Origin of the sequence: Massilia terrae, from assembly GCF_024753145.1 — a bacterium.
Classification (GTDB): Bacteria; Pseudomonadota; Gammaproteobacteria; order Burkholderiales; family Burkholderiaceae_D; genus Telluria; species Telluria terrae.
Map to the genome: position 1 here is coordinate 608,647 of NZ_JANUGU010000002.1, position 24,048 is coordinate 632,694.

A 24,048-nucleotide genomic window follows, 5' to 3' on the forward strand; every position below is an offset into this window, starting at 1 on the left:
CATGAGTCGCGGAACAGGATTAGATTGATGATTAATGAACAAAATTCATAAGCCCAAGCAATCCCACCCCATTTTTCTCTTGCGGATTCCCGCCTAAGATTCACCCCTCCCCACGAAAGGAATCCGCATGTCCGTCAAAGCCTACGGCGCCCAAGCCGCCGACAAACCGCTCGAACCGCTGGATATCACCCGCCGCGCACCCGGCCCGCACGACGTCCAGATCGAGATCGCCTTCTGCGGCGTTTGCCACTCCGACCTGCACACGGCGCGCGCCGAATGGGCCGGCACCCTCTTCCCCTGCGTACCCGGCCACGAGATCGTCGGCCGCGTCTCCGCCGTCGGCGCCCACGTGAAAGGCATGCAGCCCGGCGACCTTGTCGGCGTCGGCTGCATGGTCGACAGCTGCCAGCATTGCGACGATTGCGAAGCCGGCCTTGAAAACTACTGCGACGGCATGGTCGGCACCTACAACGGCCCGACCGCGGACGCGCCCGGCCACACCTTGGGAGGCTACTCGCAGCGCATCGTGGTGCACGAGCGCTTCGTGCTGCGTATCCGCCATCCGGAACAGCAGCTGGCCGCCGTCGCGCCGCTGCTGTGCGCCGGCATTACCACGTATTCGCCGCTGCGCCACTGGCAGGCCGGCCCGGGCAAGAAGGTCGGCATCGTCGGCATCGGCGGCCTTGGCCACATGGGCATCAAGCTGGCCCGCGCGATGGGCGCCCACGTGGTCGCGTTCACGACCTCCGAATCGAAGCGCAAGGATGCCGAGAGCCTGGGCGCGCACGAAGTGGTGGTCTCGCGCGATCCGGCGGCGATGGCGGCGCAGGCCAAGAGCCTGGACCTGATCGTCAACACCGTCGCCGCACCGCACGACCTCGACGCCTACCTCACCCTGCTCAAGCGCGACGGCACCATGGTGCTGGTGGGCGCCCCGGCCTCGCCGCACCCGTCGCCGCAGGTGTTCAAGCTGATCATGAAGCGCCGCGCGCTGGCCGGCTCGATGATCGGCGGGATCCCGGAGACGCAGGAGATGCTCGACTTCTGCGCGCAGCACGGCATCGTCGCGGACATCGAGATGATCCGTGCCGACGAGATCAACGCAGCGTACGAGCGCATGCTCAAGGGCGACGTCAAGTACCGCTTCGTGATCGACAACTCCACCCTGGCCTAAGCAGATGAACCCACAAGCATCCACCGGCGCCGCGCCGGCGCTGGAAAACGCCGCCTCGTGGGGCGCGGTGCTGGCGATGTCGCTGGCCGCGTTCGCGCTGGTCGCGTCCGAGTTCATGCCGGTCAGCCTGCTGACCCCGATCGCGGCCGGCCTGCGGATCAGCGAGGGCCAGGCCGGCCAGGCGATCGCGGTGTCCGGCGCGTTCGCGCTGCTCACCAGCCTGGTCATCCCATCCCTCGCCGGACAGCTCGACCGCAAGGTGCTGCTGCTGGCGCTGACCCTGATGATGATCGTCTCCGGCACCATCGTCGCGTTTGCGCCGAACTACCTGGTGTTCATGCTGGGCCGCGCCTTCATCGGCATCGCCATCGGGGGCTTCTGGTCGCTGTCCGCCGCCACCGCGATGCGGCTGGTGCCGGACCACCAGGTGCCGCGCGCGCTGGCGATCCTCAACGGCGGCAACGCGTTGGCGACCGTGATCGCGGCACCGGCCGGCAGCTTTCTCGGTTCGCTGATCGGCTGGCGCGGCGCGTTCTTCTGCGTGGTGCCGGTGGCGGCGATCGCGTTCGGCTGGAAGCTGGCGCGCCTGCCGCCGATGCGGGCCCCGCGCGCGGGCGGCTCCGGCAACGTGCTCGCCCTGCTCAAGCGCCGCAAGGTCGCGCTCGGCGTCGCCGCGGCGGGCCTGTTCTTCATGGGCCAGTTCACGCTGTTCACCTACCTGCGCCCCTTCCTGGAGTCGGTCACCCGGGTCGGCGTGTCCACCCTGTCGCTGATGCTCCTCGTCGTCGGCGTCGCCGGTTTCGCCGGCACCACCGCGATCGGCCGCTTCCTCGAAAACGGCCTGTATCGCACGCTGGCCGCGATTCCCCTGCTGATGGCGGGGCTGGCTCTCGCGCTGGTCGCATTCGGCGGCGCCGCGCCTGTGGTGGCGGTGCTGCTGGCGGTATGGGGACTGGTCGCCACGGCGGCGCCGGTCGGCTGGTGGACCTGGCTGGCTCGCACGCTCCCGCATGAGGCCGAAGCTGGCGGCGGCCTGATTGTCGCGGTAGTCCAGCTGGCGATCACCGCCGGCGCGACGCTGGGCGGCCTGCTGTACGACGCGCATGGTTATGTGGCGACCTTCGGCGCCAGCGCGCTGGTGCTGGCCGGCGCCGCATACGTGACGCTGCTTGCGGCGCGCGCGGCTTGATACAATCGGTGCCATGGCACGCGACAATATCAGCGACATCCTGGTCTTTCTTGCGGTCGCCCGCGAGCGCAGCTTCACGCGCGCGGCCGCCAAGCTGGGGATGACGCAGTCGGCCCTCAGCCACACCATCCGCGCGCTCGAAACGCGGCTCGGCGTGCGCCTGCTGACGCGCACCACGCGCAGCGTCTCGCCCACCGAAGCCGGCGAACGCCTGATGCAGAACGTGGCGCCGCGGCTGGAAGAGATCGAGGCCGAAATCGCCGCCGTCAGCGACCTTGGCGACAAGCCGGCCGGCACCATCCGCATCACCGCGATCGACCACGTGATCGACAGCGTGCTGTGGCCGCGCCTCGCGCCGGTGCTTCCGCAATACCCGGACATTCACGTCGAGATCAGCTCCGATTACCGCATGGTGGACATCGCGGCCGAACGCTACGACATCGGCGTGCGCTGGGGCGACCAGGTAGAGAAGGACATGATCGCGGTGCGTCTCACCGCCGACGTGCGCATGGTGATCGTCGGCTCACCCGCCTACTTCGCCCGGCATCCGGTGCCCGCCAGCGCGCAGGACCTCATGCAGCACAACTGCATCCAGCTGCGGCTGGCCAGCAGCGGCGGCCTGTATGCGTGGGAGCTGCAGCACGAGGGCCGCATGATGGAGACGCGGGTGCGCGGCCAGTACACCTTCAACAGCGCCTACCAGATCCTCAACGCCGCGCTCAGCGGCAATGCGATTGCCTTCATCCCTGAAGACATGGCCGGGCCGCACATGCAGGCGGGCCGCCTGGTCAGCGTGATGGAAGACTGGTGCCCGAGCTTCCCCGGCCTGCACGCCTACTACCCCAGCCGGCGCAATTCCTCGCGCGCGCTCGGCGTGGTAATCGACGCGATCCGCTACAAGGGCTGAGCAGCCGCTTGCGGCGCGGCCTTGGCGCCGTAGCTGCGGCGCATGCGCAGGAAAGGCTCTTCGATGCTGCTGTAGCTGATCGTCGCGAGGGCCCAGGTGAGGCCGTAGGCGGCAACCAGCATGATGGCGGCATCGACCCACGGCATGCCGGTCGGGTGCAACAGCCCCACCTTGGTCGCCAGCAGATGCAGCACGCCCATGTGCAGCAGGTAGAACGAGAAGCTGACTTTGCCGCCCTGGCAAAGCGCGCGTTGCAGCAGCGACGGCAGGCGCGGGCCGAACGACACCCAGGCCACGATGAAGAAGGCCCAGCCGGCGCTTTCGAGCAGCGACCAGAAAATCCAGAACGAGGACTTGGGCGTTGCGCCGAACGGCGCCACGGTGTGCATCCAGCCGGTGGCGGCGACCACCACGGCGGCGGCCACCAGCAGCAGCCAGGGCGCGTGCCGTTCGATCAGCGCGCGCCGCGACTGCAACAGCATCGCGGCGGCCATCCCGACGAGGAACTGGTCGAAGCGGCCGACGAAGGTGCTGAAGTACATCAGCGTGCTGTTGTCGTTGACGGTGTACGCGGCCAGCTTGAAGAACACCATCAGCACCAGCAGGCGCCCGAGGTAGACGACCCCGCGCTCCATCGCGAAGCGCGCGAGGAAGGGGAACACCATGTAGAACATGAATTCGACCGAGATGGTCCAGGCGGCGCCGGTGATCACGGTGCCGGAGGTGGGCGCAAGGCCGAGGTTGGTCGCGAAGAAGTACAGCAGGTCCTGCGGCTGGAACTTGTCGCGGCCGATCGAGGTGGCGACCAGGAAGATCGTCAGGAACAGCGGCACGATGCGCAGCACGCGGTTGCGCAGGAAGTCGCGGTAGACGATCTGCTTCTGCACCAGTGCGATCTGCATGAACAGGAAGCCCGACAGGGTGAAGAACAGGCCGACGCCGGTGTGGCCTTCCGTGATCAGCGCAGTCCAGGGGCCGCTGAGGCTGGCGCCGGTCAGGCCGTGGTACTCCAGGTGAAAATGGAACAGGAAGACGATCGTGGCCGCAAGCCAGCGCAACTGGTCGATGCGTGGGTTGTACTGGATGTTCAGCGATTGCATGGACGGTGCGGGCTGGCTTTTTGGGAAAGCAACATTGTAAGCGCAAAAACTACGCTGAACATCAATGAGAACGTCGTTCCCGCGCACGCGGGAACCCCATTTCCTAACCGTTGCCACTAACGTTTTAAACATACGCTCAGCAAGCAAAATGGGGTTCCCGCCTGCGCGGGAACGACGTTCGTGGTGTGAAGCGCAATGCGGCGAACTGAAGCCATTTGATCCCAAACGCTCTATAATATCGGCCTTACTTTCCGCTTCATCCCGCCATGCAAGTCAACATCGCCGCTTATAAATTCGTCACGCTCGAGAACCTCGAAGAGCTGCGCGCCCAGTACCAGGCCAAATGCAACGAACTCGGCCTGAAGGGCACGGTCCTGCTCACCCCGGAAGGCATCAATATGTTCCTGTCCGGCACCCGCGAGCACATCGACCAGTACCTGGCGTGGGTCAAAAGCGATAGTCGCCTGGCGGACCTGACCTGGAAAGAGTCGCTGTCGTCGGAGCAGTCGCACAAGCGCATGCTGGTGAAGATCAAGAAGGAGATCATCACCATGCGCATGCCGCTGATTAAGCCGGAACTCGGCCGCGCTCCCTCGGTCGACGCCAAAACGCTCAAGCGCTGGCTCGACCAGGGCGTGGACGACGACGGCGTGCCAGTGGTGATGATGGATACGCGCAACGCTTTCGAGGTCGACGTTGGCACCTTCAGCAACACGCTCGACTACCGCATCGACAAGTTCACCGAGTTCCCGGCCGTGGTCGCGGAGCACAAGGACGAGCTGCAGGGCAAGACCGTGGTGACCTTCTGCACCGGCGGCATCCGTTGCGAAAAAGCCGCTATCCACATGCAGAACATCGGCTATGACCGCGTCTACCAGCTCGAAGGCGGCATCCTCCAGTATTTCGAGGACGTCGGCGGCGACCATTACACCGGCGATTGCTTCGTCTTCGACTACCGCACCGCGCTCAATCCCAAGCTGGAGCCGACCGAAACCGTGCAGTGCTTCGCCTGCCGCGCCGTGGTCACGCCGCGCCAGCAATTGTCGCCGGAATACGTGTACGGGGAATCGTGCCCGCATTGCGCAGGCCAGAAGGAAGCTGGGGCCAAAGCCGCCGCCGGCGCGCCTGCCTGAGGGCGCGACAGCCGCGAAATAAAATTTCATCTAAGCGGCTTGGCTGAAATAATATTTCAGACGAGCGATCTCCCGCACCGGCGTCTTGCCGGCTGCACTGCCCGCCTTGCTGTGGTCTTTCAGTACACCGGCAGGTGCGCGAAGTCCGCACCGGTCGTGGTGCCGCCTCCGACGATCTGCGCGATCACGCCATCGATGGTGCCCGGGTCGCTCGCTGCCGCGGCCGATGCCAGGTCCTTGATGGTGGCGATAAAATTGATCGCGATCGCATTGGCGGCATTGCCGGAATACGCGGCCTGCTCCTGCGACGTGTCGAGGTGGGCCGTGAAGGTGGTCGCCACCGACACCTTGGCGTTGTAGGCGAACAGGTCGGTACTTTGTGCGCCGTTCGCGATCTGGGTCACCACGTTGTCGATGGTGATCGTTTTCGCGTCCAGCAGCTTGGCCCAGTAATCCACCCCCGCCTGCTCCGCCGCGCGCCCGAACAGGTGCTGGTACACGGTGCTGACGATCTGCGCATTGGTCTGGTTGGCATACGCGGCCTTGTACTCGGCGGAAGCGGCGAAATTGGAGGAAATGACCTGGTAGCCGCTGGGATTGGTGGCCAGCACGTTCGACCAGTATTGCAGGCCCGCAAAATCAGCCGGACGGCTGAAGTAAGCAATGTAGAGTTTCTCAACTGCGTTGGTGTTGTCTGCCATGATTATCTCCTTGTTAAGGTGATGCAAATCCTACATGAATTGCAAAATCATGGGCGCAACGGACTCTACGGGACGCGGGTCATTTCCGGATAGAATTTCCTTTATTTACAGATAGTTATTGCAGTTTAAAGAGGTGCGAGAAGTGTTAAATATCGCACGGACAGGGGCACGGGAAGTCTGCACTCAACAGTTGGCTTAACAAACCAAGGACGTAAAAAAACCGTCGTTCCCGCGAACGCGGGAACCCCATTTTCCATGCGCACCACTTAAATCGAACTAAGTGGCGTGCGCAAAAATGGGGTTCCCGCTTTCGCGGGAACGACGGTATTTTTAGTGTTCAGGACTTCAGATAAGCGGCGATCAACCTGACGTCGTCATTGCCAATCTGACCCGACAGCGCATGCAATCGAAGCACTCCCAGCAGGTAGGAGTAGCGCGCCTGCGCCAGGTCGCGGCGGCTGGTGTACAGCTGCTGCTGGGCGTTGAGCAGGTCGAGGTTGATGCGTACCCCGCCCTTGATGCTCTGCTCGGTCGCCTTCATCAGCTCCGTGCCCGATTCCACCGCCTTCACCAGCGCCTCGATCTTGTGCACGCTGCTTTGGACCACGTCGTAAGCCTTGCGCAGGTCGACCATCGCCTTGGCCGTGCGTGCGTCGAGGTCGGCCTGGGCGCGCTCGTAACCGGCCGCCGCCTGGCGCACCGTGGCATTCACAGCGCCGCCCGAATAGATCGGGATGTTGACCTGCAGGCCGATCGCGCGATTGACTGAGTTCTGGTTGTAGGTGTTGAGCGATTCGGCCTGACCCTTGCTGTAGGTGGCGATCATGTCCACGCGCGGATAGTGTCCGGCGCGGTCCTTGCTGATCTCCAGCCGCGCGTTCTCGATTGCTAGGCGCGCCGTCGCCAGTTCCCGGTTGTTTGCCAGCGCCAGCTTCTGCCACTTCTCGAACGGACCGACGTCGAGGTCGCCGACACGGAAGTCGTCACGAAGTTGGTCGAGCGAACCGGGCTCGCCGCCGATGATGCCGGCCAGCGAATCGCGCGCCGCCACCGCGTTGTCCTGCGCTTCGACCAGCTGGGCCTCGGCCAGGTCCATGCGGGCGCGGGTCTCCAGCATGTCGGTCTTGGTGCCCTCGCCTTTTTCAAACAGGCGCTGGTTGACCTTCTGCTGCTCGGCGTACATGTCGCGGTTGACACGCGCCAGCGCCGCCTGGTCGTCCGCGAACAGCGCGTCGAAGTAGGCGCCGACCACGCGAATGGCCACCTCGTTGGTGTTGGCCTCGAACTGCGCCTGGCTCTGCTTGGCCATCACCTTGCCCTGGCGATAGCGCGCGACGCCATCCAGGTTCAGGATCGGCTGGCGCAGCTGGACGACAGAAGACCGGCTCATGTAGCGCGGCTGGCTCGGAATCCAACCACCTGCAAACAGAGGCGGGTTCGGCGGGTAGTACACTTCCTGGTCCGCAATGTTGCGGCTGGTCGAGAACGACGCCGACACACTCGGCAGCAGGTTCGAACGGCCGAGGACAGCATTCTCCTTGCCCGCTTCGTTCTCGTAGAAGTTCATGCGGAAGGTCGGGTCGTTCTTCAGCGCCGCCTGGTAAGCGCCCTGCAGGGTCACGGCGCCCGCGCTGCCGCTGGCTAGCAGCACGGCCAGCGCGCAGGCGGTGCGGCGCAGTCCGGCGCCGCCGCGGTTGATGATTGCTCGCATCCGGATCAGTCCTCGCTCAGCGACGATTTGGCGCGATCGAACACCGGCTTGAGCAGGTAGTTCATCATGGTGCGCTCGCCAGCCTTGACGAATACCTCCACCGGCATGCCGGGGATGATGTTCAGGTGGTGCGCGGCGATCAGCTTGTGGCCTTCCGGCGTGACCTTCACGCGCACACGGTAGAACGCGGCGCCGGTCTTCTCGTCCACGGTGCGGTCGGCCGCCACCTGCTCGACCTGGCCGGGGATGTGCGGCGTGCGGTTGGTGTTAAACGCGGAGAACATCAGCTCCACCGGCATGCCGGCGTGCACCTTGTCCACCAGGTTGACCGGCAGCTGGCCCTCGACGATCAGCGGATCGTCAGCCGGCACCAGGTCCATCAGGCGCGCGCCCGGACCGACCACGCCGCCGTTGGTGAACACGGCCAGGTTCATCACGGTGCCGTCGACCGGCGCCTTGACCTCGACGTTATTCAGCTCGAAACGCTGGCCCTGCAGGCGCGCGCCGAGGGCTTCCGCTTCCTTCTGCGTGTCCGACAGCATGGTGCGGACTTCCTTCTGGTAGTCCTGCTGGCGCTGGGCCTTGCGCAGCGACAGTTCGAGCACCTGGCTCTGGGCGCGGCCGATATTGCCGATGTCTTCGGAGATCGCGCCGTTCAGCTGGGCATAGGTGCGCTCCAGGTCGAGCAGGCGGTTGCGCGCCACATAGCCTTCCTTGGCCAGGTCGCGCATGCCGGACAGCTGTTCCTTCAGCAGCACCACCTGCTCCTGCTTGGCCGCCTTCGATTCCTGCAGCCCCTTGATCTGCACCTTGAGGCCGGCGATGCTCTCATCCACGCTACCCAGTTCATTGCGCAGCGAGCCCTGGCGCGACAGCAGCAGCTGGTTCTGCAGCGCGGTCACTTCCGCCACGCGCGGGTCGCTCTTATGGTCCAGCAGCTCTTTCGGGAAGGTGATGGTCGACTTGCCGTCGCGCTCGGCTTCGAGGCGCGCCTCGGTCGCGAGCGAAGTCATGTACTGGGCGTTGGTGACGTCATAGGCCGAACGGGCGATCACCGGATTCATGCGCACCAGCACCTGGCCAGCCTTGACCACGTCGCCATCCTTGACCAGGATTTCCTGCACGGTTCCGCCGGTCAGGTGCTGGACCGCCTTGCGGTTCGACTCCTTGGCCACGAAGCCGTTCATCGGCACGCCCTTGTCGAGCGGCGCCAGCAGGGCCCACAGCAGGAAACCGCCAAAGCCCAGCAGCACGATGATCCAGCCCAGGCGCGAATAAGCGCGCGCGTCGGTGTTCACTTCCATCGGCTCGACGTCGTGCGACACCACGTCCGACGTCATCTGCTTGTTCTCGATGAGTTTCATTTACTTGTTTTCTCCGGTCGTCTCTGCGGCGGTTTGCTGCTGGCGCGCGGCTTGGGCCTGCGCCTGCGCTTGGGCTTGCGCCTGAGCCTGAGCCTGGGCTTGTGCCTGTGCTTGAGCCTGCGCCTGCTGCTGCGCCTGCATCGCTTTCTGGTTCGCTTCCTGCAGCTGGTTCAGCACTTCCTGGGTCGGGCCGAACATCTGGGCCATGCCGTCGCGCAGCAGGAGCAGCTTGTTGGTCACGCCGATCACATTGGTGCGGTGGGTGATCAGGATGATGGTCTTGCCGCGCTGGCGCAGGTCCACCACGGCTTGCACCAGGGCCTGCTCGCCGACGTCGTCCAGGTTCGAGTTCGGCTCGTCCAGCACGATCAGGGCCGGGTCGCCATACATCGCGCGGGCCAGGCCCAGGCGCTGCTTCTGGCCGCCGGACAGGCCGGCGCCGCCGTCGCCCAGCTTGGTGTCATAGCCTTCCGGCATGTGCAAGATCATGTCGTGCACGCCGGCGCGCTTGGCCGCCAGCACCACTTTCTCTGCATCCACGTCGCCGAAGCGGGCGATGTTCTCGGCCACGGTGCCGGCGAACAGTTCGATGTCTTGCGGCAGGTAGCCGATGTTCGGGCCCAGCTCGCCTTTGTTCCAGGCATAGATGTCGGCGCCGTCCAGGCGCACCTTGCCCATTGCCGACGGCCACACGCCCACCAGCAGGCGCGCCAGCGTCGACTTGCCCGAGCCCGACGGGCCGACGATGCCGAGCACGTCGCCCGGCACGACGCCGAAGGTCAGGCCCTTGATGACGGCGCTCTTCACGCCCGGCGGCGCGGCGGTCACGCCTTCCACCACCAGGGCGCCAGTCGGCTTGGGCAGTTCCATGCCGGCTTCACGGGCCGGGTTGTTTTCCAGCAGCTTGGACAGGCGCTCGAAGGAGCTGCGGGTGCTGGCCCAGCCCTTCCACACGGCGATCAGCTGCTGCACCGGAGCCAGCGCGCGGCCGACCAGGATCGAGGCGGCGATCATCATGCCGGCGGTAATCTTATTTTCCAGCACCAGCAGCGCACCCAGGCCCAGCACCAGCGACTGCAGCGAGACTTGCACGAACTTGGTGGCAGCGCTGATCTTGCCGGCCTTTTCGCTGGCTTCCGCCTGCAGCTTGAGGAACAGGCCGTGGCTCTTGAACCAGCGATGCATCAGGTTCGGCAGCATGCCCATCGATTCGATGACTTCGGCATTGCGCAGGTTGTTGGTGGCCATGGTCGAGGCGTTAATCGCCATCATGTTGGCTTCCGCCAGCGGCTGCTTGGTGACGCGCTCGTTGACGATCGCCAGGATCACGAGGATCGCGGTGCCGAGCAGCGCGAAGATGCCCAGCGAGGGCTCGAAAAAGAAGATGACGATCAGGTAGATCGGGAACCAGGGCGCGTCGAAGAAGGCGAATAGTGCGTTACCGGTCAGGAACTGGCGCAGGTTGGTCAGGTCGTTCAGGGCCTGGCCCGCGTTGCCGCCGGCGGCCTTCAGGTTCTGCTCGAAGGCCGCGCTGTAGATGCGCTTGTTGAGCGCCATGTCGAAGCGGGCGCCAACCCGGATTAGCACGAAGGAACGCACCAGTTCCAGCAGACCCATCAGCGCGTACGCGCCCAGCATCAGCAGGGTCAGCATCAGCAGCGTGATGTCATTGCGGCTCTGCAGGACGCGGTCGTAGACCTGCAGCATGTAAAGCGAAGGCACCAGCATCAGCAGGTTGGTGATCGCGCTGAACGCCCCCACCGTCCAGAAAGTGCTCTTGAAGGTCATCAGGACCTTCTCGATCTCGTTTTTCTTGTTCAGCAAATTTTTCATGTGGCGTCGTGGCTCCGGTTGCAACGGCTTTTTGTGTTGTCCCGTCAAGCGAACTCGACTGGATCAAGCGAGCGAGACATTATCCCTCATTTCTATTCAAAAATGTGACGTACATCACATTCTTGCAATGCTTTCCCCTCGCGGAGGGGGATTTTTGATGCTTTTTGGTCGCACCAATGAAAAAACCCCGCTGCCGAAGCAGCGGGGTTTTGGAACACTTCGTGTCCCCGCCGAGGCGGGGACAGTCTGGAATTACACCAGGAAGAAGTGGTCGGTGGTGCCCAGACCCAGGTTGGTCACGCCGGTCACGCCGGTCAGTTTGACGATTGCGTCATTGGCGGTCACGCCACCAGCAACTGCATCGCCCTGGACGAACAGGTAGCTGTTACCCAGGTATTCGAACACGACGGCCGACTTGCCCAGGGTTGCGGTTGCAGCGTCAGCGTCGACGATAGCAGCAGCCAGGGTCGACGGGCCAGTGCCCGAGAAAGTCATCACGCCGTTCTTGACCGAGAAGGTGCCGTTATCTGCAGCGTTTGCAGCAACAGAGCTACCGCCGGCGAACACGATCTGGTCAGCAGCAGCGATTGCCTTGGTCACGTCAGCAGCAGCAGCGGTGGTGCTGACTGCGGTTGCCGATGCCTTGGCGAAGCCAACCAGCGAGTCGATTGCCGGGGTGTTGGCCGATGCGCTCACTGCGTCCGATGCGGCAGCCGTCAGGGTGACGGTGTCAGCGCCCGAACCCAGCGACACGGTAGCAGCGTGAGCAGCCAGCTTGGCCAGGTTCACGTCCAGCTTGCCGGTCATTGCCGATGCGTCCAGGCTGGTGACCTTCGAGAAGGCCGAGCCGGTCACGTCCAGTTCGCTGGCGCCCGAAGCCACAACCTTGGTCAGCTTGGCGCCGGTGTCGGTGTAGTTCAGGACGTTGTAGGCGTTCGAACCGCCCGACACGACGGTCAGGGTGGTAGCGGTGCCCGACGACAGGATGATGGTCTCGGTGTTGGTGACCTTGGTGTTGGCCGACGAAGCATCGAACACAGCGGTCAGCGAGGTAGCGTTAGCGGCGACCACGTCAGCGGTGTTGTTGTTGGTCAGCGTAGCGTCGGTCTGGTCAACGTCCAGGGTGACGGTCAGCGCGCCAGCGGTCTTCTGGGTCAGCGTCAGTGCGTCGGTGTTGCCCATGTCGCCGGTTGCGCGGAAGCCGATGTTCGCACCAACGTTGATCAGCGAAGCGCCGGCACCGACGTCGCCCGAAGCGACGAACTCGGTCACGGTGTTCTTCGATGCCAGGATGTCCACGTCCAGGGTCTTAGCCATGGCTTTAGCATCGAACACGTCGAAGTTCGAGAACGCGCCGATGTTAGCCGAACCAACCAGGCTCAGTGCCAGGGTGTCGACGCCAGCGCCGGCGTCGATGACGTCGGTGCCGTTGATCGCCACAGCCGAGGTGAAGGTGTCGTTGCCATCGCCCATGGTCACGGTCAGGATGCCCGAACCGCGGGTGGTGATGGTGACGGTGTCGTTGCCTGCGCCGGTGTCGACCGAGGTCGCGCCGGTGCCGGTGGTTGCGACGGTGACTTTGTCGTTGCCAGCGCCGGTCGAGACCACTGCATTGTTGGTTTCGTCGACGGTGGTGGTGGTGGTGTCATCCTTCAGCGTTGCGGTGGTGACGGTGACAACGTCGTTGCCCGTACCGGTGGTGATGCTGTTCACAGCGGAACCGGTGGTCAGGGTCAGTGCGCCGGTGGCAGCCGAGCCGTCCACGGTGGTCAGCTTGGTGTTGCCAGCGTTCGACACGTCGGCGGTCAGGGCAGCAGCGCCGGCGATGGTGACTTTGGTTGCCTTGGCAGCGTTGATAGCGATGTCGCTTGCGCCAGCAGCGGTCACGTTCACGGTGGTAGCGACGCCGTCGACAACGGTGACCACGACCGGGGTAGCAGCCTTGCCTGCGCCGTCAACGGTCAGGTTCAGTGCGTGCGAAGCGGTGGCGTTGTTGATGGTGACGGTGTCAGCCTGGGCGATGTTCTTCAGGGTGACGTTGGTCAGCGATGCGCCGCTCAGCGAAGCGGTGGTGCCGGTCACGCCGTTCAGGGTCACGGCGGTCAGGGTGGTGCCCTTGGCGGTGACTGCCTTCGAGTCCTGGTTGTCAACGGTGACGTTTGCGCCGCCGGTGATCGACACGTTGGTCAGGCCAGCGCCGACAACTGCGACGTCTTTAGCGGTTGCATCGCTCTGAGTGATGGTAACAGCCTTACCGCCCAGCACAACAACGGAATCCGAAGCGTAGGTGCCCACGCCGCCAACGGCGGTGTTCGCTGCGCTGGTCAGGGTCACGTTGGTGGTGTCCGACACGGTGATCTGGTCAGCTGCGGTACCTGCTGCTGCGACGTTCACGTCGGTGACGCCGGTCCAGCCGGTGGTGCTGAAGTTAACGCCGCCGGTGGTCAGGACCGAGACTTTCTCGACGTTGGTAACGGTAACGGAATTGGCGCTTACGGTCGGGCCGATGACGTTGAACTGATTGGTTGCTGCGGTAGCAACGTCAGCGAAACGGATCGTATCGACGCCTGCGCCACCATCGATGTTGTCGAAGGTGGTCAGGTTGTTCTTGGTGCCGTCCGGCGAGGTCGCCAGGATGACGTCGTCACCGCCGGTCAGGACCGGGGTATCGATTGCGCCGGTCAGCTGGAAGGTGACCGGAGGAACGACCGGGGTGGTGACCTTGGTGATGGTGGCTGCCAGGGCTGCCGGGTCGATTGCTGCGGCCAGCGTAGCGTCGTCGACGATGGTTGCCATCCAGCCTTTAGCTTGCTGGTTGGCGTAGTCGCCGCTGTAGCCCAGTTGCTGAGCGGTGGTGGTCAGGCCGTTGGTGAACGCAGTCGCAGCAGCAACTTTGTCGTTGTATGCCTTCAGGTCGGTGCCTTGAGCGCCGGCAGCGATTTGGGTAACTGCGTTGTCAACGGTGATCTTGCCGTTCAGCAGCAGTTGGCCCCAGTAGTTCAGGCCCGGGGTGTCCGGCTGGTGGCCGAACAGGTTTTGGTAAACGGTAGCGATGACATGGTATGCATCCATGCCAGCGTAGGCTGCTTTGTATTCAGCCGAAGCGGCGAACGCTGCCGACACAGCGGCGGTGCTGCCTTTGTTGGCGGTGATGACGCCGTCCCAGTAGGACAGGCCAGCGGCGTCAGCCGGGCGGTTGAAGTACGCCACGTACAGGGCCTGGATTTGGGCGGTATAAGTTGCCATTCAATGCTCCTAAGATATTTGCGATCAAGGTTAAATTTGCAGCTGCGCAAAGCGCCCTACAATCCAACGGTGCGAATCATGACAGACGCTACTACTCAGTTAATGTGATGGCGATCACATCCTCAAAGAAATATTGTCTCGAACTTGTATGTGTTCATCACCTTTTGTCGGTCATGCATTATCTGGCATAAGGAACGGCTGAGCAAGATCCTGCCCATACCCACGGCGAGTCATGGGCAGGACCTTCCACGATAACCCTGTTCTGCCATCGTTTTCTGCCAATTGCAAACAAACAACAGTAGCAAGCTGCTATCAACTTTCTCTTACAACGCAGAAATTTGCGCGTAGGAAATGACACATTTTTGCCACTTAGCCTCAGGCTGATGGAAGCTAAAAAGAAAGCCCCGCAATCCGCGGGGCTTCGTGGTGTGCAAGCAACAAGCTTCAGCGCGACCAGAAGGTGACGCCTTGGGTGGTGCGCGTATCGTCCAGCCGGCGCTGGAACAGGTAGGCCGCGCTGCCGCCGTTCTGGTTGCTCAGCACGCCCGAGACGTCGGTATTACTCTTGAGCGTGAACAGCGAATCGTTCGAGGTATTGAAGTGGCCGTCGCTGGTCACCGTTCCGGTGGAGGTCATCTTGAAGGTCTCGCTGCCGCTGACGAGGTCGAAGCCAGTGTTGAACGTGGCCTTGTCGAAATCGAAACTCAGCGTGCCATTCTTGACCGCGGCCGCAACGGCCGACTTGGTCGGGTCGTCACTAAATATATAGGCTTCGCTGCCCTTCAGGTTGAAGGCCACGCTGCCGCGCTCCGGCGTCACGTAGTCTTCGCCGGCGGTGCGCACGATCATGAACGGACCCTGGAACAGCCGCTCTGCGCCATCCGGCACGCTGAACGCGATATTGGCCGGCTGGTTGAGCACCTGGACCCAGCGTCCCCACTGGATTTCGCGCTGCGGCGCCGACGGCGTGGTGATCGGTGGCGGGACGTTATCCACCACCGGCGGCGCGGTCACCGGTGGCCGCGCCACGATCTTGTCGAGCGAATCGGTTTTCTTGGCGTCAATTGCAGGATCCGAATTGGTGCTGGCCTTGGCCAGCGGCTCGTCGCCGCGCGGCGGCGAGACCTGGTCCGGCGAATTGGTCACGCTCGACATGAGCTGGGGAGCCGGCTGGCCGCGCTTGATCTGCAGCAGCTGGCCGCGCTGGGCCGCCGACAGTTCGCGGCTGGTCGCGCCCTCGCACGGGCCGCCGCCTTCCGGCGTGCAAGCGCCGCCGAAGCCGGTGACGATCACGCGGCCGGTCAGCACCGACACGCGCGAGGTGTCGGCATCCGTATGAACAGTGAAATCGGTGCCGCGCACGCCGATGGCCGCCACCGGGGTGTTGAAACGGAAGTTCTGGCGCGCCAGCTTGACCGCGTCACCCGATTTGCTACGGGCCACGCCGCTGATGAGTTCAAGCTTGACGTGGGTGTTCGCGGGATTCTTGCTGTCGACCTGGTAGGTGACGATCTTGGCCTTGGTGTTCGGGCGCAGGACGAACAGGCCGTTGTCGACCGTCTTCACATATAAATACCCGTCATCGCCGGTGGTCAGCAGGTCGCCCTCGTTCACCGGCGCGCCCTCGGCGGCCGCGCGATCGGCAATATGGGATGCGCCGGCCGTAAAGATGACTTTGCCTGCCTCGGCGGCATGCACCTGCGCGGCCACGGCCACGCTGCAGACAAGAATTAGTCGACGCAACATTTTTTGTTCTTTCCCCTTTTCTCCGCGATTATGCGGGTCGCCTGTCGGCAATTCCGTGACGGCCATCACATTTTAGTCTAAAGTCGAGCCCGCTTCGACGAGCTGTGGCTTGGAGGCATTTCCTCCTCGGTAATGGTTGCGAGGCGATATACTTTAGGTTTCAGTTTCTATAGCAACAATAATTTCCCAGACTGAGTTGGGTACAGCGACGAATCTCTCTCCTGCAGCACGCCCCGCCTCGCGCCTGACCGCGCCCCTGGCACGGGCGGTGATCGCCCTGCTCGCGCTCGCCTTGACCGTGGCGCTGGAGTGGAATCCTTCCGCCCGACCGTCGTTTTTCGGCAACGAATTGCTGCGCGACGCTTTCGTGCGGCTGCACGCAACCGATGCGCCGGATCCACGCGTGCTGGTGGTCGACATCGACGAGGCCAGCCTGAAGCGCCTCGGTCCCTGGCCCTGGCCGCACGAACGCATCGCCGACCTGGTGGAAATCCTGCTGACGCGCTACCAGGCGCGCGGCGTCGCCCTCGACATCCTGCTGCCGGAAGCCAGCGACGCGCTGGGCGATGCCCGTCTTGCCGCGCTGGCCGGACACGGACCGCTGGTGCTGGCCCAGGCCTTCGACTACGACTTCGAACACAAGCGTCCGGAACCGGTGCGCGCCGGCGTGCTGTCGGGCGCCGTGCCGGCCCTGCCGCCGGGCGTGCCGGCCACCGGCTACATCGCCAGCCATCCCGGCCTCGCGCAGGCCCGCCACGCCGGCAATATCGGCTTCATTCCCGACCCCGACGGCGTGCTGCGCCGCGTGCCGCTGGTGACCAGCTATGAAGGGCGCCAGTATCCGGCCCTGGCGCTCGCGCTGCTGCAGTGCTGCAGCGGCCAGTCCCTGCCCGCCCTGCCGGCCGATCCGCTGCAGCGCATCGACTTCAAGCGCGACTGGACCGCCTACACCCTGGCCAGCGCTGCCGACATCCTCGATCAGGCGATCGTGCCGGCCAGCGCCAGCGGACGGCTGGTGATCGTCGGCTCGTCCTCGCTCGGCCTGTCGGACCGAGTCGCCACCCCGTTCGCCGCCAGCCGCCCCGGCCTGGGCGTGCAGGCCGCGATGCTGTCCACCCTGCTCGACCGCCAGCAGGGCAAGACGCCCGCGCCGTGGCCGGGCCGCGTGCTGGCCTGCCTGTGCGCACTGGGCGCGGTGCTGCTGGCCACCTTCGCCTTCCCGCGCCTGTCGGCCGCGGCCAGCGTCGGCCTGCTGGGCGCTGTCTCGGTGCTGTGGCTGCTGGTGGCGTTCGCCGCCGCCCCGCACGACCCGCTGTTCTCGACCACCGCGCCGCTGGCCACCAACCTGTTCCTGCTGGCGGTGGCGGTGCCCTACCAGTGGCAGCTCACTCAGCGCAAGTCGCGCCGCCTGCTCGACACCCTGCGCCAGTACGTCGCGCCCGGCGTGGTGGCCGAGCTGCTGCGCAGCGATATGGAAGACCCGCTGGCCCCGCGCCAGCTCGACGTGACCACGCTGATCGCCGACATGGAGGGCTACACCAGCCAGGTCGAGACACTGTCGATGGAAGACGCGGCCGAGCTGACGCGCGCCTTCCTCGACTGCCTGACCGGCCCCGTGATCGCGCTCGGCGGCACGCTCGACAAATACACCGGCGACGGCCTGGTCGCGTTCTGGGGCGCACCGCTGCCGATGGAGCAGCACGCCGACCTCGCGCTCGACGCCGCGCTGCAGATCGTGCACCGCGTGCGCCAGCTGTCGCGCCAGCGCGAGCGTGCCGGCCTGCCGCGCCTGCGGGTGCGCATCGGGATCGAAAGCGGCCCCGCGATGGCGGGCGATTTCGGCACCTCGTTCCGCAGCATCTACACCGCCGTCGGCGACAGCGTGAACACCGCTTCGCGGCTGGAGCAGGCCGCGCGCGACTTCCCGCATGACGTGATCATCGGCGCCGGCGCGGTCGAGCGCGCGCGCCGCCACCGCTTCCTGCTGCTGGGCGAGCGCCAGCTGCGCGGCAAGGGCCGCAGCACCACGCTGTACACGCTCGACCAGGGCGCGGCCGGCGCGGCGCCGCTGCCGCAGCCCGCCGCCGCGGAGGCGCGCGCATGAGGCTAAGGAACGTGTGTGCCGTACTCGCCGTGGCCGCCCTGGCGCAAGGCTGCGCGCAGACGCAGGACGCGCGCGTGCAGCAGGACCTGTACCAGGATGCACTGCAGTCGATCGCCGAGGGACGCCGCGACGACGCCTCGCGCGAGCTGCGCGAGCAGATCGAGAAGGAACCGGAGCACGCCGGCGCCTGGCTCGACCTGGCCATGACCCAGTGCTCGCTCGGCCACTCCGACGAAGCCGAGCGCATGTTCGCCACCATCGAGACCCGCTTCGCGCCGAAGGAGATGACGCCGGGCTGGTACGAGATGCTGCGCCTGATCGCCGAAGCGCGCGAGAACGGCTGCAACCACTGGCATCCTTCCAGTGCCTGGTCGGTGGCGGCCGGCCGCGGGGTCGACCAGAACGTCAACCAGGGCGCGCTCAGTTCGATGTACGTGACCAGCGGCCCGGATGGCGTCACCCAGCACGAGCTGACCAGCGACTTCCTGCCGATGCACGACCAGTACACCCAGCTGTCCGGCGACTACACGCGCGACCTCTCGGCAAATGGCGCGATCGGTTTCGTCCAGTATGCGGTGAGGCGCAACGACCGCCTGCACCAGTACGACAGCGGGGCCGCGTTTGCCGGCATCGACAATCCGTGGCGCCTTGGCCACTGGGGCCTACGCGGCACCCTGACCGGCGGCCTGGTCACCCTCGGCGGCAGCCTGTACCAGCGCCAGGTGCAGGGCCAGCTGCGGATCCAGCCGCCCCTGCCGCTGCCCGCCGGGATCCAGTTCAACCTGCTGCTGGGCGGGACCTACAACGGCTTCCTGACCCTGAACAATTTCAATTCCAACGTCTGGGAGGAGCGCGGCCTGCTCACCTGGCGCCAGCCGAGCCGTTCTGCCAGCGTGACGCTCGGCCACTTGCGCGACCGCGCGCTGGCGCAGCGCCCCGGCGGGGACCGCGACGGCTGGATCGCCAGCGCCACCCTGCGCCAGCACCTCGTCGGCCCGCTCGGCGGCGAGCTGGGCTTCACGCGCCAGGACTGGAACAGCAGCAGCGCCTATGCGCCCGGCGTGATCGAGGAGGTGCGCGCGCAGCGTACCCGTGTACTGCGCGGCAACCTGACCTGGCTGCTCGACAAGCACCAGTCGATCCAGCTCGAGGGCCGGATCGTGCGTAACCGCGAGAACATTTCGATCTTCCAGTACAACGACCGCCAGCTGCAGCTGAGCTGGCAGTGGCAGGGTTCCTGATGCGCCTGCCACCAGGCGATGCGGCCAAAAAGCCTCATCCGGCGGCCGCGATTGACGCGAACTCGGCGCAAGCGGCTACAATCTCGGCTGTCGGAAATCTTTCCGGTTGAGCCGGGAGTGCGATGGTGTGGGAGGTTTTGCTGATTTGCTTGGGCGGCGTGGCCGTGGTGGCCGGATGCCTGGTTCCTAACCGCTACCTGCCGCGCGCGATGCCGAACGATAAGTTCCTGCACTTTGCCGCCTTCGCCGTGCTGGCCGCGCTGGCGCTGCGCATCGCACACGGGCGCGTCGAGGCAGCGCTGTGGCTGCTGGGCCTGTTGCTTGCAGGCTGGGCAATTGAGTGTTTGCAAGCTCTGGTCCCCGACCGCAAGTTTTGCTGGCGCGACATTGGCGCCAATGCAGCCGGGATCGCCTTTGCCGCCGCCTGCACCGGCCTGTATGCCGGACTCGCGTGAAGATTGATTGAACAAACCAGAACTGATGACGCTAATCGCACCGCAAACGCAAGAACCGGCTGCCGCCGCGGAAGAACGCCAGATCCATATCCATCTGCGCAAGATTCCGCTGCTGGCCCAGCTGAATGACGAGGAAATTACCTTCGTCAAACAGGAGATCCGCATCCGCCAGTACGGCAAGCGCGACATCGTGCTGCAGAAAGGCGGCCACGGCGACGGCCTGATGTTCTTGCTGTCGGGCCAGGCCCAGGTGATCGACGTGACCGAGGACGGCCGCGCGATCGGCCTGCGCTTGCTGTCGGCCGGCGACTTCTTCGGCGAGATCGCGCTGATCAACAGCTCGACCCGCTCGGCCTCGGTGATTGCAATGACCGAGGTGCTGGTCGGCTTCCTGCCGGCGCTGGCCGCGATGCACCTGATGTCGCACTCGCCGACCGTGGCCAACCAGATGCTCAGGCACCTGGCCCAGAAGATCCAGCGCGATTCCGAAATCCGCGCGCTACTCAGCATTAACAATACCTCCAAGCGCATCTACGCCTTCCTGGTGATGCAGCAGAAGCCGGCCACCGATCCCGGCGCGCCGGCGGTGGTCGAGAACCTGCCGACCCACCAGGACATTGCCAACATGGTCAACACCAGCCGCGAGACCGTGACCCGCGCGCTGCTCGCGCTGGTGCAGCAAGGCATCATCGAGAAAGATGCGCACAACCTGATCATCCGCGACCCCGAGGCGCTGAAGAAGCTCGTGCAAGCCGGCTGAGGCAGGACAAGTCGTTACAATTGGTGCAAGGTTGTGACAGGACCGTAGGCTATAATGCCGGGTTCACACGGCCCAGCCAGTTTCATGACGACTTCCCCTTCGTTCACCCGCGCCGCTGAGGGCGCGCCCGCACCATGATCGCGCCGCAAATGCTGCGCGGCCTGTGGTCGTACCGCGGCTTCGTGCTGGGCAGCGTCAAGCGGGAATTCCAGGCCAAATACAGCAACGCCATCCTCGGCGCCCTGTGGTCGCTGCTGTCGCCGCTGGCGATGATCGTGGTGTACACGGTCATCTTCGCCGAGGTCATGCACAGCAAGCTGCCCGGCGTGTCCTCGCAGTTCGCCTACAGCATCTACCTGTGCGCCGGGATCCTCACCTGGGGCCTGTTCGCAGAGATCGTCACGCGCGGGCAGAACATGTTCATCGAGCAGGCCAACCTGATCAAGAAGGTCAGCTTCCCGCGCATCTGCCTGCCGCTGATCGCGGTGGCGAGTGCATTGGTCAACTTCGGCATCATCTTCGGCCTGTTCATCGTGTTCCTGGTGGCCTCGCACAACTTCCCCGGATGGGTGTTCTTCGCCCTGCTGCCGGTGCTGGCGGTGCAGGTGCTGCTGGCGCTCGGCATCGGCATGGTCGCCGGCGTGCTCAATGTGTTCTTCCGCGACGTCGGCCAGTTCATGACGATCGCGATGCAGTTCTGGTTCTGGCTCACGCCCATCGTCTACCCGGCCTCGATCCTGCCCGAGGGCGTGCGCCCGCTGCTGGCGTGGAACCCGATGGCGGCGGTAATCCAGTCCTACCAGGCGATCCTGGTCGAGGGCCGCATGCCCGCGTGGCACACGCTGCTGCCGGCCGCCGTGCTGGCGCTGCTGCTGTGCGTGTTCGGCCTGCGCCTGTTCCGCAAGCGCGCCGGCGAAATGGTGGACGAACTCTGATGGGCGCGATCGTCGTCACCGGCCTGGGCAAGGCCTACAAGCAGTACCCGACGCGCTGGTCGCGGCTGGCCGAATGGATGCTGCCGTGGGCCGGCCCGCGCCACAAGCTCAAATGGGTGCTGCGCGAGATCGGCTTCGAAGTCGCGCCCGGCGAAGCGGTGGGCCTGATCGGCATCAACGGCGCCGGCAAGAGCACCCTGCTCAAGCTGATCACCGGCACCGCCCAGCCGACCACCGGCAGCGTCTGGATGGAAGGCCGCGTGGCCGCGCTGCTGGAGCTGGGCATGGGCTTCCACCCGGACTTCACCGGCCGCCAGAACGTGTACATGGCCGGCCAGCTGCTCGGCATGAGCGTCGACGAGATCACCGCCCTGATGCCGGAGATCGAGGCCTTCGCCGAAATCGGCGACTACATGGACCAGCCGGTGCGCGTGTATTCGAGCGGGATGCAGATGCGGGTGGCGTTCTCGGTCGCCACCGCGCGCCGCCCGGACATCCTGATCGTCGACGAAGCGCTGTCGGTGGGCGACGCCTACTTCCAGCACAAGTCCTTCGACCGCATCCGCAAGTACCGCGAACAGGGCACCACGCTGCTGCTGGTCTCGCACGACAAGCAGGCGATCCAGTCGGTGTGTGACCGCGCCATCCTGCTCGACGGCGGGCGCCTCGCGAAACAGGGCAAGCCGGAAGAGATCATGGACTACTACAACGCCCTGATCGCCGAGCGCGAAAACGCCACCGTGCAGCTGAAGGAAACCGAACAGGGCAAGGTGCAGACCACCTCCGGCACCGGCGAAGCGACCGTGGCCGACATCGCGCTGCTGGACGAGGATGGCCAGCGCGTCGAAGTGGTCGACGTCGGCGCCCCGGTGACGCTGGAAGTGAAGGTGCGCGCGCGCGCCGCGATCCCGCGCATGGTGCTGGGCTATATGATCAAGGACCGCCTCGGCCAGCCGATGTACGGCACCAACACCCACCTGAAGGAGCTGCCGCTGGCCGACATCGCCGCCGGCGAAGAGGTGGTCTACCGCTTCGCGTTCCCGATGAACCTCGGTCCCGGCACCTACTCGGTGGCCACCGCCATCGTCAGCACCGAGACCCACCTCGTGAACAATTACGAATGGCGCGACCTGGCGCTGGTGTTCACCGTGATGAACATGCGCCGTCCGCACTTCGAGGGCTCGGCCTGGCTCGACCCCGCCATTGAAATAGAGCGCACATGAGTTTCATCACCTACTCACAAAACTGCGAGGACGTGCTGCTGTGGCGCGCGCTCGGCCACGTCAAGGACGGCTTCTACATCGACGTCGGCGCCAACGACCCGGTCGAGCACTCGGTCACCAAGGCGCTGTACGATCGCGGCTGGCGCGGCATCTCGATCGAGCCGCTGCCGGCCTACCATCAGGCTTTCGTCGAGCAGCGTCCGGACGACATCAACCTCGCAATCGCGGCCGGCGCCGCCGACGGCGAGCTGACCCTGTACGACGTGCCGGCGGTGCGCGGCTGGGCCTCGCCCGAGCGCGGCGTGGCCGACCTGCACCAGTCCGAAGGCTACCAGGTCGCCGAGCTCACGGTGCCGGTGCGCAGCCTGGCATCGGTATGCGAAGAGCACGTGCGTGGCGAGATCCATTTCCTGAAGATCGACGTCGAAGGCTTCGAAGGCGAAGTCCTGCGCGGCATGGACTTCAAGCGCTGGCGGCCGTGGATCCTCGTGATCGAGGCAACCCTGCCGAACAGCCGCGTCACCAACCACGAGAGCTGGGAACACCTGGTGACCGGCCAGGGCTACCGCTTCGTGTGGTTCGATGGCCTGAACCGCTGGTACGTGGCGGACGAACACGCCGAGTTGCGCGAGGCCTTCGGCATCCAGCCGAACGTGTTCGACGATTTCATCGACTACCACCTGGCCGAGGCCTGGGCCGAGCACAAGGCGGTGGTGAAGGCGCTGCGCGAATCCGAAGCCCACGCCGCCATCGTGCGGGTCGAACACCACGATGCCCTGACGCGCGCCCAGTTCCTCGATGAGCAGCTGGAAGACGTGCGCGCCGAACTGGCGGCGCTGCATGACGCCAACCAGCAAACCAGCGTGTGGGCGCACGGTCTGGAAGCGCAGCTGAATGCGATGCAGGCCAGCACCTCGTGGCGCATCACGCGGCCGCTGCGCGGCATGGGACGCATTTGGAAATCGGTGCGCCGGCCTGGCCTCGTGGGCCGCCTGCTGAAACGTGTGACCGCCAACCAGCGCCTGCGCAGCGCCCTCATCCCGATCCTGCTGCGCTACCCGGCACTGGGCAAGCGCGTCTCGGCCTCGCTGCAGGCGCTCAAGCAGGCGCCCGATGCGGCGCCGGGCGGAGTGATGGTGCCGGAAGAACTGCGCGGCCTGCCCGCCTCGGTGCGTGCCGTGCTGGCCGACCTGAAACGCGCCCAAGCGGCCGAAACGGAAAAGTAA

General features: G+C 65.0%; 18 protein-coding genes. 11 read left to right on the plus strand and 7 right to left on the minus strand.

Annotated elements, in window-relative coordinates:
- Positions 1–127 precede the first annotated feature (127 nt).
- From NX778_RS09965 to NX778_RS09975, 3 genes are read left to right on the plus strand one after another with little or no spacing between them, the layout of a single operon-like run.
- The gene (locus NX778_RS09965; protein WP_258811572.1) at positions 128–1,174 is read left to right on the plus strand and encodes an NAD(P)-dependent alcohol dehydrogenase; all 1,047 of its coding nucleotides are present in this window, start codon (positions 128–130) and stop codon (positions 1,172–1,174) included.
- A gap of 4 nt (positions 1,175–1,178) precedes the next feature.
- Positions 1,179–2,363: an MFS transporter gene (locus tag NX778_RS09970; protein ID WP_258811573.1), complete on the plus strand. Its 1,185-nt coding sequence runs from the start codon at positions 1,179–1,181 to the stop codon at positions 2,361–2,363.
- A gap of 13 nt (positions 2,364–2,376) precedes the next feature.
- The gene (locus NX778_RS09975) at positions 2,377–3,270 is read left to right on the plus strand and encodes a LysR family transcriptional regulator (protein ID WP_258811574.1); all 894 of its coding nucleotides are present in this window, start codon (positions 2,377–2,379) and stop codon (positions 3,268–3,270) included.
- Here NX778_RS09975 and NX778_RS09980 read toward each other — a convergent pair.
- A complete protein-coding gene (locus NX778_RS09980) occupies positions 3,258–4,370 on the minus strand; it encodes an acyltransferase family protein (protein WP_258811575.1) in 1,113 nt (370 codons plus the stop codon). The genes NX778_RS09975 and NX778_RS09980 overlap by 13 nt on opposite strands.
- A gap of 266 nt (positions 4,371–4,636) precedes the next feature.
- Between NX778_RS09980 and NX778_RS09985 the strand changes: the two genes are divergently transcribed.
- Positions 4,637–5,503, plus strand: coding sequence for a sulfurtransferase (locus NX778_RS09985; RefSeq protein WP_258811576.1), 867 nt, complete (start codon positions 4,637–4,639; stop codon positions 5,501–5,503).
- A 119-nt stretch (positions 5,504–5,622) separates the two neighbouring features.
- Here the strand turns inward: NX778_RS09985 and NX778_RS09990 are convergent, their stop codons facing one another.
- From NX778_RS09990 to NX778_RS10015, 6 genes are all read right to left on the minus strand, one after another.
- Complete coding sequence (locus NX778_RS09990; protein ID WP_258811577.1) at positions 5,623–6,204, minus strand: DUF4214 domain-containing protein; 582 nt, start codon at positions 6,202–6,204, stop codon at positions 5,623–5,625.
- A 337-nt stretch (positions 6,205–6,541) separates the two neighbouring features.
- Complete coding sequence (locus NX778_RS09995) at positions 6,542–7,915, minus strand: TolC family outer membrane protein (protein ID WP_258811578.1); 1,374 nt, start codon at positions 7,913–7,915, stop codon at positions 6,542–6,544.
- A 5-nt stretch (positions 7,916–7,920) separates the two neighbouring features.
- The gene (locus NX778_RS10000; RefSeq protein ID WP_258811579.1) at positions 7,921–9,279 is read right to left on the minus strand and encodes an HlyD family type I secretion periplasmic adaptor subunit; all 1,359 of its coding nucleotides are present in this window, start codon (positions 9,277–9,279) and stop codon (positions 7,921–7,923) included.
- Positions 9,280–11,112 carry a type I secretion system permease/ATPase gene (locus NX778_RS10005; RefSeq protein WP_307727987.1) on the minus strand — a complete coding sequence of 611 codons (1,833 nt, stop codon included), beginning with the start codon at positions 11,110–11,112 and terminating at the stop codon, positions 9,280–9,282. It abuts the gene before it with no gap.
- Positions 11,113–11,364: 252 nt separating this feature from the next.
- Entirely contained in the window at positions 11,365–14,358 is a 2,994-nt protein-coding gene (locus NX778_RS10010; protein WP_258811580.1) for a beta strand repeat-containing protein, read from the minus strand.
- A gap of 444 nt (positions 14,359–14,802) precedes the next feature.
- Positions 14,803–16,104 (minus strand): FecR family protein, encoded by a 1,302-nt coding sequence (locus NX778_RS10015; RefSeq protein WP_258811581.1) that lies wholly within the window; start codon positions 16,102–16,104, stop codon positions 14,803–14,805.
- A 196-nt stretch (positions 16,105–16,300) separates the two neighbouring features.
- Here NX778_RS10015 and NX778_RS10020 point away from each other — a divergent pair, with 196 nt between their 5' ends.
- From NX778_RS10020 to NX778_RS10050, 7 genes are all read left to right on the plus strand, one after another.
- Entirely contained in the window at positions 16,301–18,208 is a 1,908-nt protein-coding gene (locus tag NX778_RS10020; RefSeq protein ID WP_258811582.1) for a CHASE2 domain-containing protein, read from the plus strand.
- Positions 18,205–19,449, plus strand: a complete 1,245-nt coding sequence (locus NX778_RS10025; protein WP_258811583.1) for a tetratricopeptide repeat protein — start codon at positions 18,205–18,207, stop codon at positions 19,447–19,449. Before NX778_RS10020 ends, NX778_RS10025 begins: the two co-directional genes overlap by 4 nt.
- A 122-nt stretch (positions 19,450–19,571) precedes the next feature.
- Entirely contained in the window at positions 19,572–19,904 is a 333-nt protein-coding gene (locus tag NX778_RS10030) for a VanZ family protein (protein ID WP_258811584.1), read from the plus strand.
- 25 nt (positions 19,905–19,929) lie between these two features.
- Entirely contained in the window at positions 19,930–20,664 is a 735-nt protein-coding gene (locus NX778_RS10035) for a Crp/Fnr family transcriptional regulator (RefSeq protein ID WP_258811585.1), read from the plus strand.
- 134 nt (positions 20,665–20,798) lie between these two features.
- Positions 20,799–21,599 (plus strand): ABC transporter permease, encoded by an 801-nt coding sequence (locus NX778_RS10040; protein ID WP_307727988.1) that lies wholly within the window; start codon positions 20,799–20,801, stop codon positions 21,597–21,599.
- Complete coding sequence (locus NX778_RS10045; protein ID WP_258811586.1) at positions 21,599–22,822, plus strand: ABC transporter ATP-binding protein; 1,224 nt, start codon at positions 21,599–21,601, stop codon at positions 22,820–22,822. The genes NX778_RS10040 and NX778_RS10045 overlap by 1 nt, the downstream gene beginning before the upstream one ends.
- Positions 22,819–24,048 (plus strand): FkbM family methyltransferase, encoded by a 1,230-nt coding sequence (locus NX778_RS10050; RefSeq protein ID WP_258811587.1) that lies wholly within the window; start codon positions 22,819–22,821, stop codon positions 24,046–24,048. Before NX778_RS10045 ends, NX778_RS10050 begins: the two co-directional genes overlap by 4 nt.

What these genes read in the sequence shown, in the direction of transcription:
- NX778_RS09990 (WP_258811577.1), bottom strand. Translation starts at nt 6,204, where the DNA reads ATGGCAGACAACACCAACGCAGTTGAGAAACTCTACATTGCTTACTTC.
- NX778_RS09995 (WP_258811578.1), bottom strand. Translation starts at nt 7,915, where the DNA reads ATGCGAGCAATCATCAACCGCGGCGGCGCCGGACTGCGCCGCACCGCC.
- NX778_RS10010 (WP_258811580.1), bottom strand. Translation starts at nt 14,358, where the DNA reads ATGGCAACTTATACCGCCCAAATCCAGGCCCTGTACGTGGCGTACTTC.
- NX778_RS10050 (WP_258811587.1), top strand. Translation starts at nt 22,819, where the DNA reads ATGAGTTTCATCACCTACTCACAAAACTGCGAGGACGTGCTGCTGTGG.
- NX778_RS10015 (WP_258811581.1), bottom strand. Translation starts at nt 16,104, where the DNA reads ATGTTGCGTCGACTAATTCTTGTCTGCAGCGTGGCCGTGGCCGCGCAG.
- NX778_RS10030 (WP_258811584.1), top strand. Translation starts at nt 19,572, where the DNA reads ATGGTGTGGGAGGTTTTGCTGATTTGCTTGGGCGGCGTGGCCGTGGTG.
- NX778_RS10025 (WP_258811583.1), top strand. Translation starts at nt 18,205, where the DNA reads ATGAGGCTAAGGAACGTGTGTGCCGTACTCGCCGTGGCCGCCCTGGCG.
- NX778_RS10040 (WP_307727988.1), top strand. Translation starts at nt 20,799, where the DNA reads ATGATCGCGCCGCAAATGCTGCGCGGCCTGTGGTCGTACCGCGGCTTC.
- NX778_RS09970 (WP_258811573.1), top strand. Translation starts at nt 1,179, where the DNA reads ATGAACCCACAAGCATCCACCGGCGCCGCGCCGGCGCTGGAAAACGCC.
- NX778_RS10005 (WP_307727987.1), bottom strand. Translation starts at nt 11,112, where the DNA reads ATGAAAAATTTGCTGAACAAGAAAAACGAGATCGAGAAGGTCCTGATG.
- NX778_RS09980 (WP_258811575.1), bottom strand. Translation starts at nt 4,370, where the DNA reads ATGCAATCGCTGAACATCCAGTACAACCCACGCATCGACCAGTTGCGC.
- NX778_RS10000 (WP_258811579.1), bottom strand. Translation starts at nt 9,279, where the DNA reads ATGAAACTCATCGAGAACAAGCAGATGACGTCGGACGTGGTGTCGCAC.
- NX778_RS10045 (WP_258811586.1), top strand. Translation starts at nt 21,599, where the DNA reads ATGGGCGCGATCGTCGTCACCGGCCTGGGCAAGGCCTACAAGCAGTAC.
- NX778_RS09975 (WP_258811574.1), top strand. Translation starts at nt 2,377, where the DNA reads ATGGCACGCGACAATATCAGCGACATCCTGGTCTTTCTTGCGGTCGCC.
- NX778_RS10035 (WP_258811585.1), top strand. Translation starts at nt 19,930, where the DNA reads ATGACGCTAATCGCACCGCAAACGCAAGAACCGGCTGCCGCCGCGGAA.
- NX778_RS09985 (WP_258811576.1), top strand. Translation starts at nt 4,637, where the DNA reads ATGCAAGTCAACATCGCCGCTTATAAATTCGTCACGCTCGAGAACCTC.
- NX778_RS09965 (WP_258811572.1), top strand. Translation starts at nt 128, where the DNA reads ATGTCCGTCAAAGCCTACGGCGCCCAAGCCGCCGACAAACCGCTCGAA.